Here is an 18180-nt window from a genome sequence, read left to right as displayed (position 1 = left end):
CTTGGCGGGAGGGGGGTGTTGGAAGGACGATGAGACAACCGGCGGTGAACAAGCCGGGGGCAGCAGACTTGGCTTCAGGCCGAGGGGCAGACGGCGGACGATCTCGGTTCCGAAGCCGTCGATGGAGGGAGGAGAGCACAATGCCGATTGGCATCAAGGTCAGTCATCTGGCGATCGCTACGATGATCGCTACCGCCGCGGCGAGCGGGACGCCGGCCATGGCGTACGCCTTCGATCCCGCCGAGGAGGCGGGCAATCCAACAGCTGAGCAAGAGACGGCCGCCACGCGGCCGGCCGATGCGCCGGCGCCCGCTGCGCAAGCCGCAGGCGGGATGGAAGACATCGTCGTCACGGCCCGCAGAGTCCAGGAGCGCCTTCAGGATGTTCCGGTCTCGGTAACCGCCTTCTCGGCGACGCGCCTGGCGGAGCTGCGGCCGGAAAATATCGGAACCCTGACGTCGCTTGCACCGAATCTCATCGTCACCCCGGCGACTGGCGCGGGGGCCGGCGGCAACATCTTCATCCGCGGCATCGGGCAGAACGATCCGAGCCCTTATCTGGATGCACCCACCTCCGTCTATGTGAACGGGGTCATCCGCCCTCGCACGTCGCTCAACTTCGCCCAGCTGGGAATTATCGACCGGATCGAAGTGCTGCGCGGTCCGCAGGGCACGCTCTTCGGGCGCAACACGACGGGCGGCGCGATCAACATCTTCACTCCCGCGCCCACCCGCGACAGCGGTGGAACGCTGTCGATCGGCGTGGGCTCGGATCACGAATTCACCACCCGAGCGGTACTGAACAGCGGTGAGATCGGCGAATCGGGGTTGCGATTCCGGGGAAGCTATTATCATCGGCAGATCGGCGGCGTGGTCGAGAATCCAGGATTACCGTCGAGCCGCTGGGCGGGCGCGCTCAACGCCGACGGCGTGGACCTGCGCCTCGCTGGCAACTGGGGACGATTCTCGGCCGAGTACGAATTCGATTACAACAACAATCGAAGCGTATCGTACAACCAGCAGATTATCTTCTTCGTAAATCAGGATCTGCTCAATTACTTCAATCAGTCGGCCGCGCTTGGTGGCGGCTCGATCATCATCTCGCCGACAAAACTGGACGTTCAGGAAAGTCGGACCTTTCCGCGTCAGGTCGCGACGGACCGCGGCCACGCGTTGACGCTCAACTACGAACTCAGCGACTCACTCTCGCTGAAGTCGATCACCGCTTATCGGGAAGCCGATGAATCGCGGCCGGCGAACGCGTCTTCCCAGCCGTTCCTGTTGGGCAGGGTCCAAGACGCGTCGTCCCCGGACGGCTACATCATCACCGAGGTCACCCCCCTTCAAACGCCCATCCGCGATCTCAACCAGCATCAATTCTCTGAAGAGGTGCAGTTGCTCGGGAGGTTTGGCGATTTCAACGTCGTTGGCGGCTTCTTCTATTTCCGGGAACGGCTGAGCGAGAACAACGTCAACTTCAACACGAGGCTCCTTCCCAACGGGCTGGGGACCAACACATTCTCGCGCAGGGACTATGATTATGAGACCGACAGCTGGGCCGGCTTCGGACAGGTCACCTGGCGGCCGAGCGCGTTGGGCGGCCGGCTCGATCTGACCGGCGGCATCCGTTACACCGAAGATCGCAAGGCGATCGACGATCGCGGATATGTCAACGATGTCCAGAACCGGAGCTTCACCGGTTCCGACACCTTCAACAATACCAGCGTGCTGGCGAGTGTCGGTTATCGGTGGACGCCGGGTGTGATGACGTATGCGCGCTTCAGCACCGGTTACAAGGCGGGCGGGTTCGTCCCTGGATCGGCGTTCGAGTCGTTCAAGCCCGAGCTGGTGACCAGCTACGAAATCGGCTTGAAATCCGAACTCTGGTCCCGAGTGCGGTTCAATCTTGCGGCCTTTTACTCGCGCTATCGGGATTTGCAGGTGTCGGGTCGCATCGCCGATCCTGTCACCGGTATTCGCGTCTCCACGCTGACCAATGCCGGCCGTGCGCATTATACCGGCATCGAAGCGGAGCTCTCCGCGAGGCTCGGGGGAGGATTCTCCTTCGACGGGAATATCGGTTATGTCGATCCGGTTTACGATCAATTCCCGTATTTCACGGGGACCGAGGACATCAACGTCGCGGACGAGGCTAAATTCCCTTATGTCGCGAAGCTGACCTTCGACGCGGGCCTGCGCTATACCGTGCCAACGCCGATCGGCCAGCTCAATGCCCGTGTGAACTATCAATATCAGAGCGCGCGCTACTTTTTCGCGCTCACCCGGATCAACGTGAACAATGATCGCATCAGAGCACCGGGCCAGGGCTTCCTCAATGCGCGCCTGTCGCTGAGTGATGTCGATATCGGCGTCGGGCACAACGCCAGGATTGAGCTCTATGTCGATAACATCCTGAACACGGACCGCATTCTGGGGTCGATCGATTCGACCAACTATGCCTCGACCTTCTTCGGTCGCGGGCGTCAGGGAGGAATGCAGGTGACGTTCGACTTCTGACGTCCCCCGGTCACGTTGGGATGTCCTTCGGTACTCGCGGGTACCGAAGGACATTCTTTTTGAGGAGGTGCGCCGACCAAGCGAGCGCCGGCGACATCAACGCCCTGGGGCCGGCTTACAGCTCCGCCAGACGCATCACTCGAGCGGCGAACTTCCAGCCATTGGCCGTGCGACGATAGCGATCCTCGTAACGGCCGGCTTTCTGGATGACGGGGCGATCGGGATCGCCGGTCCCGATGAGAGCGATGAAATCGCAGCTTCCCACCGCGTTGTCGCTATCGATGACATCGAGGAGGAGATTCCCGCACAGGTGTCGCGAGACGGTCGCCGGCTTGCTGGCGAGGTATCTGGCGATCTCGCCATGTCCGGTCATCGGTCCGGCGATCGACGTCCACACCGCGTCCTCTGTCCACAGATCGATCAGCGCGGCATGATCGCCGTCGTCGACATAGCGGCAATAAAGCGCCACGAGCCGGGCGCAGGCCTGATTGATTTCCAGGACGTCGGCGCCGTTCACGTCAATGCTCGTCGCGCCGTCGCTCGATCACGATCTTCCCCGGCATCGCACGCTTCAACAGGTCGTCCGCCGCGGAATCGATCTCCAGCCAGGGCCGTCGGCCACCGATATGGGGCCGGAGCTTCCCCCGCGCCATCAGCGAGAGCAGGCGCGAAAGGCCGGTGGCGGCGCTTTCGATCGTCTGGAGATCGTGGAACAGAACCATGCCGGTGAGCGAGGCTCTCGCGCGAAAAAATGCTTCGGCATCCAGGCTGAAGCGGCGACCCCCCGATACGCCCAAGGCGACGCACAATCCGTGGGGGCTCAACGCCGGCAGGCAGGCCTCCAGCATCGCGCCGCCGACCGATTCGACGATCAGATCATAAGGCCCATATCGGGAGACCGCGCTCGCTTCGTCGCCGATCAAAGCGACTGCATCGGCGCCGAAGCGGCGAACGAATGGTTCGTGCGCCGGATCGCGAATGGCGGCAATCACGGTGGCGCCAGATGCCTGGCCGATCTGGCAGGCAAGATGGCCGACCCCGCCGGTCGCGCCGGTCACAAGCACTCGCCGACCGACAAGGCTTGCGCCGCGATGGAGGGCGTAAAGCGCGGTCAGCCCGGCAACCGGAAGGCAGGAGGCCTCGGCAAAGCTGATGCCGGGTGGCAGTTCAGCGAGCGCGGTGACGGGAATGGCGGTGAATTCCGACCAGGCGCCTCCGGTGAGCAGGCCGACGACCCGCGCGCCGACTGGAGGCCCGCAGCCGTTTTCGGCGGCCTGGCGCACGACCCCGGCGACGTCCCAGCCCGGCCGGAACCCCGGCTTGGCAACCTGCTTTGCACGCCGCGCTTCGCCGCGGTTGATCGAGGTGGCATGGAGCTCGACAATCGCCTCGTCATGCTTCGCCTGGGGGAGGGGCACGGGCTGGATCTCCAGCTGTCCCGCTTCCCCGACAACGACAGCTTCCATCAGCTTCCGGGTCTCCATGGACATACTCGCTATGTCGGGGCGCCTGATGCCGGACCGAGCCTCACCCGTCCGATGATGGGCGTCATGAGGAAGGGCCTGAACAGAATATGAGTTGTGGGGCCCATGATGTTTGGTCGGTGCTTTTGCGGTTCGGCCTTTGGCCGGGCCCCGGCAAGGCGAACGATGAATCATGCCGGCGCTCATGGTGGCCATTTTTACGATCTGGAAAAGCGGTGCGGTTCCTGATCCGCCCGCCCGGCCGAACGCGAGTGCCTCGGGGAAACGCTGCTAACACGCTGTGAAATCGCTATTCTTCGGCGTCTCTCCGCCCGCGCATGGGTCGGTGTGGGAGGTATCGGGGAATAGGTCAATTTGCCGATATAGAATTTAGTTGCAAAAAGCGTAAAAGCGTTTCAGTTTCGTCATAACTGGTGAGAAGGGTGTCGCTCACCGTGCAGGGGAGGCCACGATGAAGCCGTTTGGTCCAGCCGCCATCGATCTCATTCGCGGGCGTCACATGCATGTCAGCCGGGTCGCGCTGCTTGCGGCCATGGTCGCGGCGCACGGACAGGCGTTCGCGCAGAGCGCGCCGGCGCAGCCCCCCGTCGAAGAGCCCCAGGTTGCGGCCGCAGATGCCCAGCCGCCCGCGGCGTCCCCCGCGCAGGAGGAGGCTGCCACCGAAGTCGTCGTCACCGGCACGCGCGTCGCGCGCGACGGCTATCAGGCGCCGACGCCGCTGACCGTGGTCGGCGCCGAACAGCTGCGCGCCGCCGCGCGCGAGAACATCGCCGATGCGGTCAACACGCTTCCGTCGGTCTCGAGCAGCGTCACGCCGAAAAACAGCCAGGGCAGCATCGGCACCGGCACCGCCGGCATCAACGCGATCAACCTGCGCGGCCTCGGCGCGAACCGCACCCTGATCCTGTTCGACGGCCAGCGTTCGGTCGCCTCGTCCGCCTCCGGCCTCGTCGACGTCAACGATTTCCCGCAGGCACTGATCTCCCGCGTGGAGGTGGTGACCGGGGGCGCTTCGGCGGCCTACGGCTCCGACGCGCTTTCGGGCGTGGTCAACTTCATTCTCGACCGCCGCTTCACGGGCATCCGCGCCTCGGCGTCCAGCGGCATCACCACTTATGGAGACGACAGGACCTGGGATGCATCGATCGCCGGCGGCCTGAGCTTCGCCGACAATCGCGGCCATCTCATCATCAGCGGCGAGATGAGCGGGGTGCAAGGCACCGACGGCGACGGAGGGCGACGCTGGGACCGCGAAGGCTGGGAGATCATCAACAACCCGGCCTATACGCTCACCAACGGCCAGCCCGAGCGGCTGCTGCTGCCGCAGGTCGCGCTCGCCAATGCGACGGCGGGCGGCATCATCACCAACACGGCGCTGCGCGGCACCGCCTTCGGCGCCGGCGGCGTGCCCTACCAGTTCAACTATGGTCCGATCCTGAGCGGCGGCGTGATGCAGGGCGGCGACTGGGCGAGCAACCTGTTCGCCAATGTCCAGACGCTCGATCCGCAGCAAAATCGCAAGAGCCTGTTCCTGCGCGCGGGCTACGACATCCTTCCCGATGTCGAGCTGTTCGGGCAATTCTCGATCAGCCACTCGACGGTGCGGTCGCTGTGTTGCCAGGTCTTCAATGTCGGAAACCTCGTGGTCAGCGCGACCAACGCCTTCCTGCCGCAATCGATCGCGGATCAGGCGGCGCAGCTCGGCATCAGCCAGTTCACGCTCGGCACGATGAACGGCGATCTGCCCGCGCTCGGCACCGACAACAAGCGCACGGTCGAGCGTTACGTGATCGGCGCCAACGGCAGCCTTCATGCCCTTGGCGGCACCTGGCACTGGAACGCCTATTACCAGCGCGGCGTCGCGCGGCTGCTTGAAACCTCGCCGGACAATCTCAACAAGTCGCGGTTCGCGCTCGCGATCGATGCCGTGCGCGATCCGGTGAGCGGAAACATCGTCTGCCGCTCGACGCTGACCAATCCGACCAATGGCTGCGTCCCCTACAATCTCTTCGGAGTCGGGGTGAACGGACCGGATGTCATCAACTATCTGACCGGCACGTCCTTCCGTCGCAACCGGATCACGCAGGACGTGGTCGCGGCCTCGATCAACGGCGAGCCCTTCTCGATCTGGGCCGGTCCGGTCTCGATCGCGCTCGGCGTCGAACATCGCCGCGAGGCGATCAGCGGCGAAGTCGATCCGATCGGCGGGGCCAACGGCTATTTCGTCGGCAATTACCTGCCGACCTTCGGCGGCTACAACGTGACGGAGGGCTTCCTCGAAACGGTGGTCCCGCTGCTTCGCGACCTCCCGTTTGCCCGCGAGCTGGAGTTCAACGGCGCCGTCCGGCTCACCGACTACAGCACGTCGGGCCGGGTCACGACCTGGAAGCTTGGCGGCACCTGGACGCCGATCGACGGCGTTCGCTTCCGCGCCACCCGATCGCGCGACATCCGTGCGCCCAACCTGCTCGAACTGTTCAACGCGGGCGGCCTCAACCAGAACACGGTCATCGATCCGTTCAACGGCAACGCGCTCACCGCCTATCAGGGGCTCGTCACCGGCAATCCGGATCTGCGTCCGGAAGTGGCCGACACGCTGGGCCTCGGCGTGGTGCTTCAGCCGCGTTTCATTCCGGGCTTCAGCGTCTCGGCCGACTATTACAACATCAAGATTTCGGGAGCGATCGCATCGGTCTCGGCGCAGACGATCGTCGATCGCTGCTTCGCGGGCGATTCGACCTATTGCGCGGCGATCACGCGGGGCACGGTCAACGGCGCCGACGTCATCACCCAGATCCGGCTCCAGCCGTTCAACTTTGTGTCGCAGATTGCGCGCGGCATCGATTTCCAGGCGGATTACCGGATGAATCTCGCCGACATTTCCGGCGGGCTTTCGGGCAACCTCACCTTCAGCCTGCTCGCCACCCATTATCTCAAGAGCTTTACCGACAACGGCATCGATGCGCCCACCGACCAGGCGGGGAGCAATGCCGCCGCCTTCGGCGTGCCCAACTGGATCTATCGCGGCTCGATCACCTATTCGAACCGCAACACGACGGCGACGATCACCGGCCGCGGCGTCAGCGCCGGCGTCTACGACACCAGCTTCATCGAATGCACGTCGGGCTGCCCGACGTCGACGATCGCGAACCGCACGATCAACGACAATCACATTCCTGGCGCCTTCTATCTCGACGCCTATCTGGCGCGCCGGCTGCACACGCCGGGCGGCGGAGAGGCGGAGCTCTTCTTCAACGTCATCAACGTCTTCAACAAGGATCCGGCGGTGGTCGCGCCCGGGCCGAGCGGCACGCCGTTCGTGTTCGAGGCCGCCAACCCCAATTTCTATGACGTCCTCGGACGCGTGTTCCGCGTAGGCATCCGCTTCAACATGTGAGCATCGGCGGCGCGCCGGTGGAAGGAGACGAGAATGAAGACGTTCCGCACGTTTTTGCTGGCGGGGGCCAGCCTCGCGCTCGCCGTCGCCGGCTCGGTCGCGCAGGCCGATCAGCCATCGGCGCAGGCCAGCCCGCCGCAGGTCGGCTTTCGCTACCCGAACACGATCGCGCAATATGATGTCGGCATCACCATGCCCGACGGCGTGCGCCTGTCGGCGACCGTGCTGCGTCCGGCGGACGATCAGAAGCACCCGACCGTCTTCCTCCAGACCCCCTATGGGAAGGACGCGAGCGCGGCCCAGGTGATCGACTTCGTCAATCGCGGCTATGCCTATGTTTCGGTCGACGTGCGCGGCCGCTTCGATTCAGGCGGGGACTTCGCGCCGTTCCGCGATGCCGCCGACGGCGCCCATGTGCTGGACTGGATCGCGCAGCAAGACTGGTCGAACGGCCAGGTGGCGACGATCGGCGCGTCCTATAGCGGCAATTCGCAGTGGAACTTGTGGCGCGAGCGCAATCCGCACCAGAGCGCGATCGTTTCCTACGTCGCCCCGGCCGACGGCTTCGGCGATTTCGTCCGCTTCAACGGCGTTCCGAAGCTCGATCTCATCTTCACGTGGATGATGCAGGAATATGGCCGGGTGAACCATCCGCACGAGGTCGAGGATTTCGACTGGGGCGAGGTGATGGCCGCGCTCCCGCTCTCCACCATCGACCAGCGCAACGGCCGCCGCGTCCAGGCGTGGGAGGATGCGATGCGCGAGGATCGCTTCGGCCCCTACTGGCAGCCGCTGCAGGCGACCGGGAACACGCCCGGGCGCGATATTCCAACCTTCAACGTCACCGGCTGGTATGAAGGCCAGCTGCTCGGCGCGGTGCGCAATTACGAGAATGCGCGCGGCCATTCGGCAACGCCCGGGAATCATGTCCTCGTGATCGGGCCATGGCTCCACGGCGTGAACCGCAACCGTGTCATCGGCGCGCTCGATGCCGGGCCGCAGGCGATCATCGATCTCGATTCGCTTCGCGACCGCTGGATGGATCATGTCCTGCTCGGTCGCGAAGCGCCGACCCACAAGAACTTCATCTATTTCCTCCCCGCGCTGAACCAATGGCGGCAGGCGGATGCCTTCCCAATCCCGGGAACGCAGTATCGGTCGATGCGGCTGTCGAGCGGCGGCCACGCCAACACCGCCGCCGGCGACGGCATGCTTGTCGAAGGCAACGGCCGGGGCGCGCCCGACACCTTCACCTATGATCCCAACCACCCGGTGCCGTCGCTGAGCAGCCGCACCGCCGGCGCGCGCGGGGGCCTGCCGCAAGGCAGCGTCGACCACGCATCGGTCGAGCAGCGTGACGACGTGCTCGTCTATACGGGGCAGCCGCTGGCCGAGGACGTCGAGGTGACGGGGCCGGTGCGCGCCAACATCTATATCTCCTCCGACGTGGTCGATACCGACGTCGTCGTGCGGCTGATGGACGTCTATCCCGATGGCCGGTCGCTCAACATCGCCGAGGGGATCGCCCGCGCGAAATATCGCAACTCGATGTCCGATCCGGAGCTGATGCAGCCGGGCCAGGTCTATCGGATCCCGGTCGATCTCTTCCCGACCAGCAACTATTTCCGTGCCGGCCACCGCTTCAGGGTCGAGGTGACGAGCAGCGATTTCCCGGTGTTCGGCCGCAACCTCAATACGGCCAATTCCGATTCCGGCACCGAAACCGCGATCGCCCACACCCGGGTGCATCATGACCGCCGCTACACGTCGGAGATCATCCTTCCGATCGTGCCGCGCGGCGCCTCGGAGCCGTTCGATCCGCCGATGCAGACCGCTGCGGCACAGCCGGCGGAATAAGGCTTCCCCTCGCCGCCCCACTCTCAATCCCCCAGGGGCCGGCGGCCGGCTGACCGACACGTCCCCGGTCAGCCGGCCATTTTCTTGCCGCCCGGTGGGGTGGGGCGTCCGGTGGGGTGGGGCGTCCTCTTTCAGCCGATGGAGGCGGGGGCTTCGTCCGTCGCGGCGGCGCCGGGCCTGCGCGCGGCGAGGAGCCGCCAGGTGCCGATCGTCAGAAGCGGCACCACATAGACCGCCAGGACCAGCCACGCGAAGGCGCCGTAGCCGCGCGCCACGAGCTCGACGAGGCCGAAGCGCGCGGCGACGAAGACCGCGCCGACAAGGACGGTCGTCGCCACGCCGAAGCGCGCCCAATGGGACATCGTGCGGCCGCGCAGGCGGTAGACGCTGGCGACCCGTTCGTTGACCGCGTGGACGAAGCCGACGCCGCTCTCGAGCAGCGCCGAAAGGATCATCAGCTGGAAGACGACGTGGAGGATCGGCATGCCAAGCGCCGCGAGCAGGCTGTCGGACGGGATCACGGCGTCGCCGATGCCAGGGTAGAGCGCGGTCATGCACAGGAAGAAGAGCAGGCCGGGAAGCGCCGCCAGCGGCCCGCTGAGCAGGCCGGCGATCACGGCGTCGCGCCGGCTGGTGAGGTGGCGCGCCACGGGCAGGATCACCACTGCGCCGATGAGATTGTAGCCGGCATAGGTGAGGCCGCCCATCGCCCAGCCGGAGGTCGGCACGTCCATCGCGAAGGCGGCGGAGATCCGGTCGCCGAGCTTGTAGAAGGACAGCGCGACGACGAGCATGTAGACGAGATAGAGGAAGATCGAGACATATTTGAACACGCTCTCGACCGCGTGCTGCCCGGCCATCACGACGACGATGATCGCGCTCATCAGGGCAAGCGTCCCGACGAGCGGCGGCAGGCCGAAGGCGAGCCTGAAAATCTCTCCCGCCGCTGCCCCGAACACCGAGAGGACGAGCAGGATCAGCAGGATGTAGATGATCTCGAAGGCTGGCCAGGCCGGGCCGAGCAGGCGCTTGAAAAAGGTGCGGTAGTCATAGCTGTCGGTCGCCAGCGCGAAGAGGAAGGTGAGCGTCGCGACGACGCTCCAGATCGCCGCGGCGAAGAGAAGGCCCATGACGCCGCCGAGCGGCCCGCTCGGGAAGAAGAACTGGACGAGCTCGCGCCCCGTCGCATAGCCCCCGCCGATGATCACGGCCTTGAAGGCGAAGCCCGGCAGGATCAGACGCTGGAACAGGCTGGGGGCTTTGCTCATGTCGCAGTTCCTGTCGGGAGAGGAAGGCTAGGCGGTATTGCGGCGCGCCGGGCGGTTCGTCGCCGGCCGGCGCGCCGCTGTCGGCTGCGAACGCACCGCCTGGCCCGGAAACACGTTCGCGACGAGCTCGCCGTTGCGGATCACCGGCGTGCCGCCGACGATCAGCGTCGAGATGCCGCCCGAAAACTGCATCGGATGCTCGTAGGTGGCATTGTCGATGATCCGGTTGGGATCGAAGATGACGATGTCGGCATCGGCGCCGACGCGGATCCGGCCCTTGTTGTGCATCGCGGGCGCGATCTGTTCGAGCCGTTGCGCGGGCAGCAGGGTCATCTTGCGCAGCGCCGCCATCAGGGTGAGCGTGTGGCGTTCGCGCACATAGCGACCGAGCACGCGCGAGAAGGTGCCGGCGCCGCGCGGATGCTCGCCCTGCGTCATCCAGGGCTGTCCGTCGGACGAGATCAGGAGATTGGAAGCGGCGATTGCCTGGTCGACGATCGCGTCGGGGATCATGTGGACGATCACCATCCCGTTCGGCGTTTCGCGCCGGTAGCGGTTGAAGCTCTCCTCGGTCAGCCGCTCGCCGGTCGCGGTCCACTGGAGATCGCTGTAGGTGATCGACGAACGCTGCTGCCAGCCCGGCGCGAAGAATTCGGAGCCGATCATCGTGCTGCCCGCCGTATAGGGATAGGCTTCGCTGGTGACGTCGATCCCGCGCGCCTCGGCCCGGTCGATCATGTCGATCAGAACCGGCGTGTCGCCAAGGCCGGTGCTGTGGACGTGGCAGATGTGGAGCGAGGCGCCGGTGACCGCCGCGTCCGCGATCAGCTCCTGCACCACCGCGATCGGCACGCCCGGCGCGGCATCGGGCGTGCGCCGGCGGACATGGACGAAGACCGGCGCATTGATGTCGGCGGCCATCTTGAAAATGTCATAGATTTCCGAGCGTCCGGCGCCGGGCGTATATTCGAGACCGAGGCCGACGCCGATGGCGCCCTCGTCCACCGCCTGGCGCAGGAGGGCGACGATGCGGGCCTGCTGCTCCGGTGTCGCCGGCTGGGTGAAGGGACGATCGCCCGCCGCCCCGGCATGGGTCCACACGCGATAGGTGGCCTCGTTGGTCGCGAAATGGCCGCCGCACGGCACGCCGCCGATCACCTCGATCCGGGCGCAACGATGCGAGGCTGAGACGCCGTAATTGATGATCGAGCGGCCGGCCATCGCCTGATAATAGGGCGCCAGCGGCAGTGCGCCGGCCTCCGCATCGATGGCGGTGGTGACGCCGTCATGCGCCTGATAGCGCTGCGCGAGTTGCATCTGGCCATGCGCGTGCAGATCGATGAAGCCGGGCGCGACCACATTGCCGCGCGCATCGATCTCGACCTGGCCGTGGAGCGGCGTCGTCGAGATCGCGACGATCGAATGGCCGCGTATTCCGACATTGGCGATTCGATCGAAGCCCGTTTCCGGATCCATGACGCGGCCGCCGGAAATGACGATGTCGAAGGCGGGCTGCCGGCTCGGCGCCGCGGCCCCCAGCGAGAGCAGAAGGGCCAGCGCCCCAACGACCCGACCGGTTGTGGCGCGCATCCGCATGAATTCCGCCTCCCTGATGGTGTTTGCGAACCATCGTAGGCGCTTGGCCGACGCAGGCAACAAAAATTTATCGATCTGGAAAAAGACTTGCCGAAATGGCGAAGGCATTGGTCCGGCTAGGGACTCGCCATGTCGACGAGCCCGGGGTGATCCGAGGGCGTGCAGATGCAGAGCATCCGGCAACGCCCTTCGCCGACGGCAATATAGGCATGGTCCATGCCGCTGTCGAAATAGACCGAATCGCCGACGCCGAGCCGCAGCGGTGCATAATATTTGGTGTGGAGCTCGATCTCGCCTTCGAGCACCAGCGAATATTCCTCGCCGGGATGGTTCACCATCTCGCCGAAATCCTCGATGCTGCGCGCCATGACGTCGGCGATGATCGGAACGAACTGCTTTTTCAGCAGATCGGTCGCGGCGTAACGGTGAAGATAATTCTGGCTTTCGATGAGTTCGCCTTCGCCGGCGCGCGTGACGCTCCGCCGCCCGCGCGGGCCTTCGGTCCCCCCGGGCTCGGGCGCGCCGTTCTTGAAAAGCTCCGAAATGTCGATGTTGAGGCCGTTGCTGATGCGCTGGAGCTTGTCGAAGGTCAGCGACATCTTGTTGTTTTCGATTTTCGAAAGGGTGGACGCCGCCAGCCCCGTCTTCCCGCTGACCTCATCCAGGGTCAGCCCCCGCGCCGCCCGCAGCTTTCTCAGCGTTTCTCCTGGCTTCAGCATCCTTGTCCCCATCCCGCCTCAGCGGCGCGCAATATAGCGGCAGAGTCGGCCGCACCGCGAGAAAAACTTTCAGGTGCCGACAGCGTGCCACCGTGAAATTGTGGCGCCGCGCAGGGAATGCAAGCGATTTCACGCCGTCTTGCTGGAAGTGAAAATATCTTGTCAAATCCGAAAGTGGCTGGCACAGCGGGCTCCAATCCGGTCGCCGCGAACGACCGGCGGTGGCGGAAGGATGCGCGAACGGGCCGATGTCGATCGTGGATTTTCTTGTTGTCGGTGGTGGGATCGCGGGCGCCTCGATGGCGGCGGAGCTGTCCGGATCGGCCTCGGTCCTCCTGCTGGAGGCCGAAGCGCAGCCCAATTACCATTCGACCGGCCGATCGGCGGCGATCTTCTTCGAGATGTACGGCAAGCCGCCGGTGCGCGCGCTCTCCCGCGCGAGCAAGCCGTTGTTCTTCCACCCGCCCGGAGACTTCGCCGACGCGCCTCTCGTCGGCGCGCGCGGCGCGCTCTACATCGCGAACAAGGAGCAGCTTGAGCGGCTCGAGGCGTTCGCCGGCCAGCCGGACATTCGCCGTTTCGCACGGCGGCTCTCGGCCGAGGATGCGCGCGCTTTGTGCCCGGTGCTCCGCCCCGATTATGTCGCTGGCGGACTTGAGGAGCCGGGGGCCGCGGACATCGATGTCCACGGCCTTCACCAGGCCTATCTGCGGCGGCTGAAACTCAACGGCGGCACGTTGCTGACCTCGAAGCGGGTCGAGGCGATCCGTCGCGACGGCGATGCCTGGGTCGTATCGGCCGGGGCGGAATCGTTCGAGGGCCGGATTCTGGTCAACGCCGCCGGCGCCTGGGGCGACGAGATCGCCCGCCTGGCCGGCGTCGCGCCCCTCGGCCTGGAGCCGCGGCGACGGACCGCCGCGCTGGTCGATCCGCCGGCGGACGCAGGGCCGATCGCGGGCTGGCCGCTGGTGATCGACATCGACGAGCAATTCTATTTCAAGCCCGATGCCGGGCTCGTCCTGTTGTCCCCGGCCGATGAGACGCTCGTCGAGCCGTGCGACATCCAGCCCGAGGAATGGGACATCGCGCTTGCCGTCGATCGCGTCGGCAAGGCCGCGGACATTCCCGTCCGCCATATCCGGCACAGCTGGGCCGGCCTCAGGACCTTCTCGCCGGACCGGGTTCCGGTCTGCGGCTTCGATGGCGTGGTGCCGGGCTTCTTCTGGCTCGTCGGCCAGGGGGGCTATGGCGTCCAGACGGCGCCGGGCATGGCTCGGCTCGGCGCGGCGCTGGCGCAAGGCGCGCCGCTATGCGATTCGCTTCTCGCCAACGAAGTGGATCCGGCCGATTTCTCGCCCCGCCGCTTTGAGGGGCGCCGCCAAGGCTGACTAAAGGCGTCCGGCGACAGGGATCGCCGCGCCATCGATCGCGCTTGCCTCGTCGGAAAGCAGAAAGGCGATCACGTTGGCGAGTTCGTCCGGCCTCACCCATTTCGTGAAATCCGCGTCAGGCATCGCCGCGCGGTTGGGAGCCGTATCGATGATCGTCGGCAGGACGGCATTGGCGCGGACGCCCCTGGGCCGGAGCTCCGCGGCGAGGCTTTCGGTGAGCCGCAGCACGCCCGCTTTCGAGGCCGCATAAGCGGCGTTGCCAAGGCCGGCCTCCTGCGCTGCCGCCGCCGCGACGTTGACGATCGCGCCACCGGCCGCGAGGTGTGGGATCGCCGCGGTGCAGGCGTTGAAGGCGGTCTTGAGATTGATCGCGAACAGCCGGTCCCACGTGTCCTCGCCGCCGTCACCGACCGTCTCCCACGCGAAGCCGCCGGCGACGTTGACGAGGCCGCCGATCGGGCCGTGCCGCGCGGCGATCGCATCGAATGCGCCGCGCGCGCTCCCGGCATCGGTCAGATCGATGCCGTCGATCGCGACGACGTCAGACGACGGCATCTCGGCGGTGTCCTTGCGAAAGATCGCCGCGACCGGCACGCCGCTCCTCGCAAGCTTCGCGATCACGGCGCGGCCAAGGCTTCCGGCCGCGCCCGTCACGACGATCCTGTTCGCCATATCCTCGCTCCCCGCGCCACGCGCCGGGGGCGAGGATAAGCGGGCGGCGGCTAGAATCCAAACGCGACGGAGACGCGGAAGCCGACCGAGGCGCGCCCGTTCTGCTCCTCGGCATGGCCTTCCGCCGCGATCGTGGTGACGCCGCTGCCGCCGATGACCCTCAGCGCGCCTTCCCAGCCGCTGGTGCGCTGCGCCGGTTCCAGCGTGAACGGGTCGCCGTCGGCGAACTGGGCGGTGGTCGCGCCGAGCCTGCCCGAGAGGATCTCGCGGCGGCCACCCTCGATCTCGGTCCTGACCCAGATCGAATCGGGGCTGCGGCTGCCGAATTCGTAGCCGAGCGAAAGGTTCGCGGTGCCGGCCAGCTCGTCGCTGGTGCGCCGCCCGACGGTGAGGTCGAAGCTGTCGCCGCCGCCGGTCTCCGCATAGCCGCCCTCGGTCAGTCGATAATAATCGATGCCGGCGCCGGGGCGCAGCAAGACGCGGCCGAAGCGGAGCTCGTAGGACAGGCCGGCGGCGGCGGAATAGAGCCAACCGTGCCAATCCGCCTCGCTCGTGCGATCGACCTCCGCGCCGGCGAGGCTGATGCCGGCGAAGGAGCGGGTGCTGTCGAAATTGATCCGCGCCGCCGATGCGCGGGCATAAGCGTGCAGCGCGCCCGCCTGCACCCGCCAATAGCCGGCGAGTTCGAACTGGTCGGTGCGAACCTCGTTGTCGTTGTCGCCGTTCGCATCCTGTCCGGCGAGATAGGCGAGCGAGAGGCCGAAGCTGCCGATTCCGGTACGCCGCTCGACCGCGCCGTTCGCGCCCCAGCCGTTGACGTCATAGGCGGCGGTGTCGCCGAGATTCTTCGACGTGCCCCAGGCGACCTGCTGGAGCCAGAAGCCCCAGCCGCCGCCGAGATCGGCGACCGGCGCGTTGGGATCGGCAAGGAAGCGCGCCGTGGTACGCGACGCGGTCGTCACGGTCTCGAACGCGCCGCCGGCATGATCGGGCAGCATCTGGCCGATCTGGGCGCGGAGCGTCGCGCTGTCGGCGATTCCCAGGAAGACGCTGCCGACCGCGCTATCCTTGTCGAGCGCCGCGAAGATCGCGTCATAGGCGCGCGTGGCCGATCCGTTGAGGCCGAGCTCCGACGCAGTCTTGCGCGAAATGGTGATCGCCAGATCGTTGCCGTCGGCTTCGAGCGCGCCCTTGAACAGGAAGGGCAGGCCGGTCGCATCGAAGGTCAGATTGTCGGCGCCGGTCAGCGCCCCGGCGCTCAGGAACTCGTAGCGCCCGGCGGATTGCGAGATGTTGGCGAGCCGGACCTGGACGTGCGAGCCGGCGGCGAAGCTCGCGGTGCCGGCGACGTCATAATGGGTGTTCGTGCCCGCCGCGCCGTCGATGCTGACGCCAAGCGTCCCGCCGCCGGTGATCGCGATCGAATTGAGCGCGACGGAGCCTTGGTTGGTCGCCTGGAAGCGGCCGCCGCCGACGCGCACGTCGAGCCCGCCGCCGTTGGCGAGCCCGCCGAGGAAGGAGGCGGTGCCGTTCACCTCCAGCAGATCCGCGCCGCCGCCGAAATCAGCGTTGCCTGAATAGGTGGACTGGCCCGCCAGGACCATGTGATCGGCGCCGGCCCCGAAGCTGACATTGCCCTTGTAGGCGGCATCGCCGCCAAGCGAGAGCGTGTCGTCCCCGGCGCCGAAGCTGGTCGCGCCGGTGACGGCGCCGTCCGCGATTTCGAGCCGGTCGTTGCCGGTGCCGAACAGGATGCCGCCGTTGATTGCGGGGGGTGTGGCACCCTGTTCGACTTCGGTCTGGCGCACGATGGCGCCGGAAGTGTTTGCGCTGAGATCGATCGCGATGGCGCTCGCCCCGCTCGCGCTGATCGAGCCTTTGTTCTCGACCAGGCCGACCCCGCCGGAGCGGTCGACGATCGCGGCGGCGCTGCCGTTCGCGCCGGCATTGGCCGAGATCGCGCCGCTGTTGCGGATCGTGGCGACATTCGCGCCCTGATCGATCAGGATCGCCTGGCTGAGATCGCCGGCGTCGGTGCCCCCGGCCGCGGTCACCCTGCCGGCCACCTGGATCGTCGGCACGCTAGCGCCAGAGCCGATATGGATCGCGGTCGCGTTGGCCCCGTTCGAGCTTGCGCTGACGGATCCGTTGACGGCCATCCCGCCGGCGATCGTCACGTTGCCGCCGAGCCCGCCGATCACCAGGCCGTTGCCATTGACCCCCGCATAGGTGCCGATCCCGGCGATCGCGCCGTCGACGACAAGGCCGTAGCCGCTGGCATTGCCGGCGATCGCCCCGACCGTGATCGCCTCGCTCGCCGATCCGATCTGGACGGCGGGCGCGGCACCGCGCGAGGCGACGTTGGCGCTGCCTTCGGTCGCGTCGGGGATGCCGTCATTATCCTCGTCGGCATTGTTGGCATCCTTGTCGGGGGGCGGAACCGCGAAGACGATTCCGCCGGCGACGTTGCCGGAAATTCGCAGCGCCGGACCGCCCTGGAGCAGATCGTCGGAGTCGAGCTTCGACGTATCAGACGGCGGCGTGATCGATCGGTAGCCGGTCGATGCGATCGCGCCCTGGATCACCAGCGCGCCGCCGATATCGCCGTCGAGCGCGACGCCGACCGCGCCTTCGCCGGTCGCGGAGATGCTGCCGGCGATCCGCACGTTGCCGCTGATGTCGCCGGCGCGAAGGCCGTACGAACGGTCGCCGGTGACTGCGATGGTGCCGTTGTTGGCGAGCGTCCCGGAAAGCGCGCTGTCGATCGCGATGCCGGCCGAATCATTGCCTTCGATCGTGATCGTGCCGCTATTGGCGATGGCGCCCGTGAAGGTGCCGCCGGGGCCGACGCGGATGCCGAAGCGGTTCGATCCCTGGGCGAACGGCCCGTCGAGATCGCCGTCATTGTCGTTGTCCTTCGGGGTGTAATCTTCAAGGACGGAGATCGTCCCCGAATTGGTGATGTCCCCGGTGCGGCCGGGCAATGCGAGGATGCCGGTGGCGTTGTTCGCATTGTTGATGTTGATCTTGCCCGCGTTCGCAACGTCGTTGTCGCTGTCGATCGTGACCGCGGCGCCGCTCGTCACCGTGACCGATCCGTTGGCGGTGACGCTGACGTCCGCCGCCGCGCCGTTATTGGCGGTCGATGTCGCGACCGGCGTGGTGACGGCATTGTCGATGCTGCGCTGTGCGTGGGCGGGAAAGGCGGCGGCGACGAGCGCCAGGGGGGTAAGGCTGGAATAGGCCAGCAGGCGACGCATCTGGACGGGCTCCCTTTGCT

11 protein-coding genes are annotated in these 18180 nt (G+C 66.4%); 4 read left to right on the top strand and 7 right to left on the bottom strand.

What is annotated here, in order from left to right; genetic code table 11:
• The first annotated feature begins 140 nt into the window (after window positions 1-140).
• The gene (locus FRZ32_RS02120) at window positions 141-2516 is read left to right on the top strand and encodes a TonB-dependent receptor (protein WP_158635797.1); all 2376 of its coding nucleotides are present in this window, start codon (window positions 141-143) and stop codon (window positions 2514-2516) included.
• A 115-nt stretch (window positions 2517-2631) separates the two neighbouring features.
• Here FRZ32_RS02120 and FRZ32_RS02115 read toward each other — a convergent pair whose 3' ends face one another.
• Window positions 2632-3033 (bottom strand): nuclear transport factor 2 family protein, encoded by a 402-nt coding sequence (locus FRZ32_RS02115; RefSeq protein ID WP_158635796.1) that lies wholly within the window; start codon window positions 3031-3033, stop codon window positions 2632-2634.
• A 1-nt stretch (window position 3034) separates the two neighbouring features.
• Window positions 3035-3982, bottom strand: coding sequence for a zinc-binding dehydrogenase (locus tag FRZ32_RS02110; RefSeq protein WP_158635795.1), 948 nt, complete (start codon window positions 3980-3982; stop codon window positions 3035-3037).
• 469 nt (window positions 3983-4451) lie between these two features.
• Here FRZ32_RS02110 and FRZ32_RS02105 point away from each other — a divergent pair, with 469 nt between their 5' ends.
• Together FRZ32_RS02105 and FRZ32_RS02100 are read left to right on the top strand one after the other, a co-directional pair.
• Window positions 4452-7397, top strand: a complete 2946-nt coding sequence (locus tag FRZ32_RS02105; protein ID WP_147041944.1) for a TonB-dependent receptor plug domain-containing protein — start codon at window positions 4452-4454, stop codon at window positions 7395-7397.
• Window positions 7398-7430: 33 nt separating this feature from the next.
• Window positions 7431-9254 carry a CocE/NonD family hydrolase gene (locus FRZ32_RS02100; protein ID WP_147041943.1) on the top strand — a complete coding sequence of 608 codons (1824 nt, stop codon included), beginning with the start codon at window positions 7431-7433 and terminating at the stop codon, window positions 9252-9254.
• Window positions 9255-9385: 131 nt separating this feature from the next.
• Here FRZ32_RS02100 and FRZ32_RS02095 read toward each other — a convergent pair whose 3' ends face one another.
• The 3 genes from FRZ32_RS02095 to FRZ32_RS02085 form a co-directional block, all read right to left on the bottom strand.
• Window positions 9386-10522: a YkvI family membrane protein gene (locus FRZ32_RS02095; protein WP_147041942.1), complete on the bottom strand. Its 1137-nt coding sequence runs from the start codon at window positions 10520-10522 to the stop codon at window positions 9386-9388.
• Window positions 10523-10549: 27 nt separating this feature from the next.
• Complete coding sequence (locus tag FRZ32_RS02090; protein WP_147041941.1) at window positions 10550-12112, bottom strand: amidohydrolase family protein; 1563 nt, start codon at window positions 12110-12112, stop codon at window positions 10550-10552.
• A gap of 122 nt (window positions 12113-12234) precedes the next feature.
• Entirely contained in the window at window positions 12235-12837 is a 603-nt protein-coding gene (locus tag FRZ32_RS02085) for a helix-turn-helix domain-containing protein (protein ID WP_158635794.1), read from the bottom strand.
• Between the two features lie 248 nt (window positions 12838-13085).
• On the opposite strand from FRZ32_RS02085, the gene FRZ32_RS02080 reads away from it, so the two are divergent.
• The gene (locus FRZ32_RS02080) at window positions 13086-14225 is read left to right on the top strand and encodes an NAD(P)/FAD-dependent oxidoreductase (protein WP_147041939.1); all 1140 of its coding nucleotides are present in this window, start codon (window positions 13086-13088) and stop codon (window positions 14223-14225) included.
• Here FRZ32_RS02080 and FRZ32_RS02075 read toward each other — a convergent pair whose 3' ends face one another.
• Together FRZ32_RS02075 and FRZ32_RS02070 are read right to left on the bottom strand one after the other, a co-directional pair.
• On the bottom strand, window positions 14226-14900 hold the full coding sequence (locus FRZ32_RS02075) for an SDR family oxidoreductase (RefSeq protein WP_147041938.1): 675 nt from the start codon (window positions 14898-14900) through the stop codon (window positions 14226-14228).
• A gap of 50 nt (window positions 14901-14950) precedes the next feature.
• A complete protein-coding gene (locus tag FRZ32_RS02070; RefSeq protein ID WP_147041937.1) occupies window positions 14951-18160 on the bottom strand; it encodes an autotransporter outer membrane beta-barrel domain-containing protein in 3210 nt (1069 codons plus the stop codon).
• Window positions 18161-18180: the final 20 nt, after the last annotated feature.

This window comes from Sphingosinicella ginsenosidimutans (assembly GCF_007995055.1).
Lineage (GTDB): Bacteria > Pseudomonadota > Alphaproteobacteria > Sphingomonadales > Sphingomonadaceae > Allosphingosinicella > Allosphingosinicella ginsenosidimutans.
The sequence above is the reverse complement of the archived record's forward strand: the minus strand, read 5'-3'. Positions and strand labels throughout refer to the sequence as shown.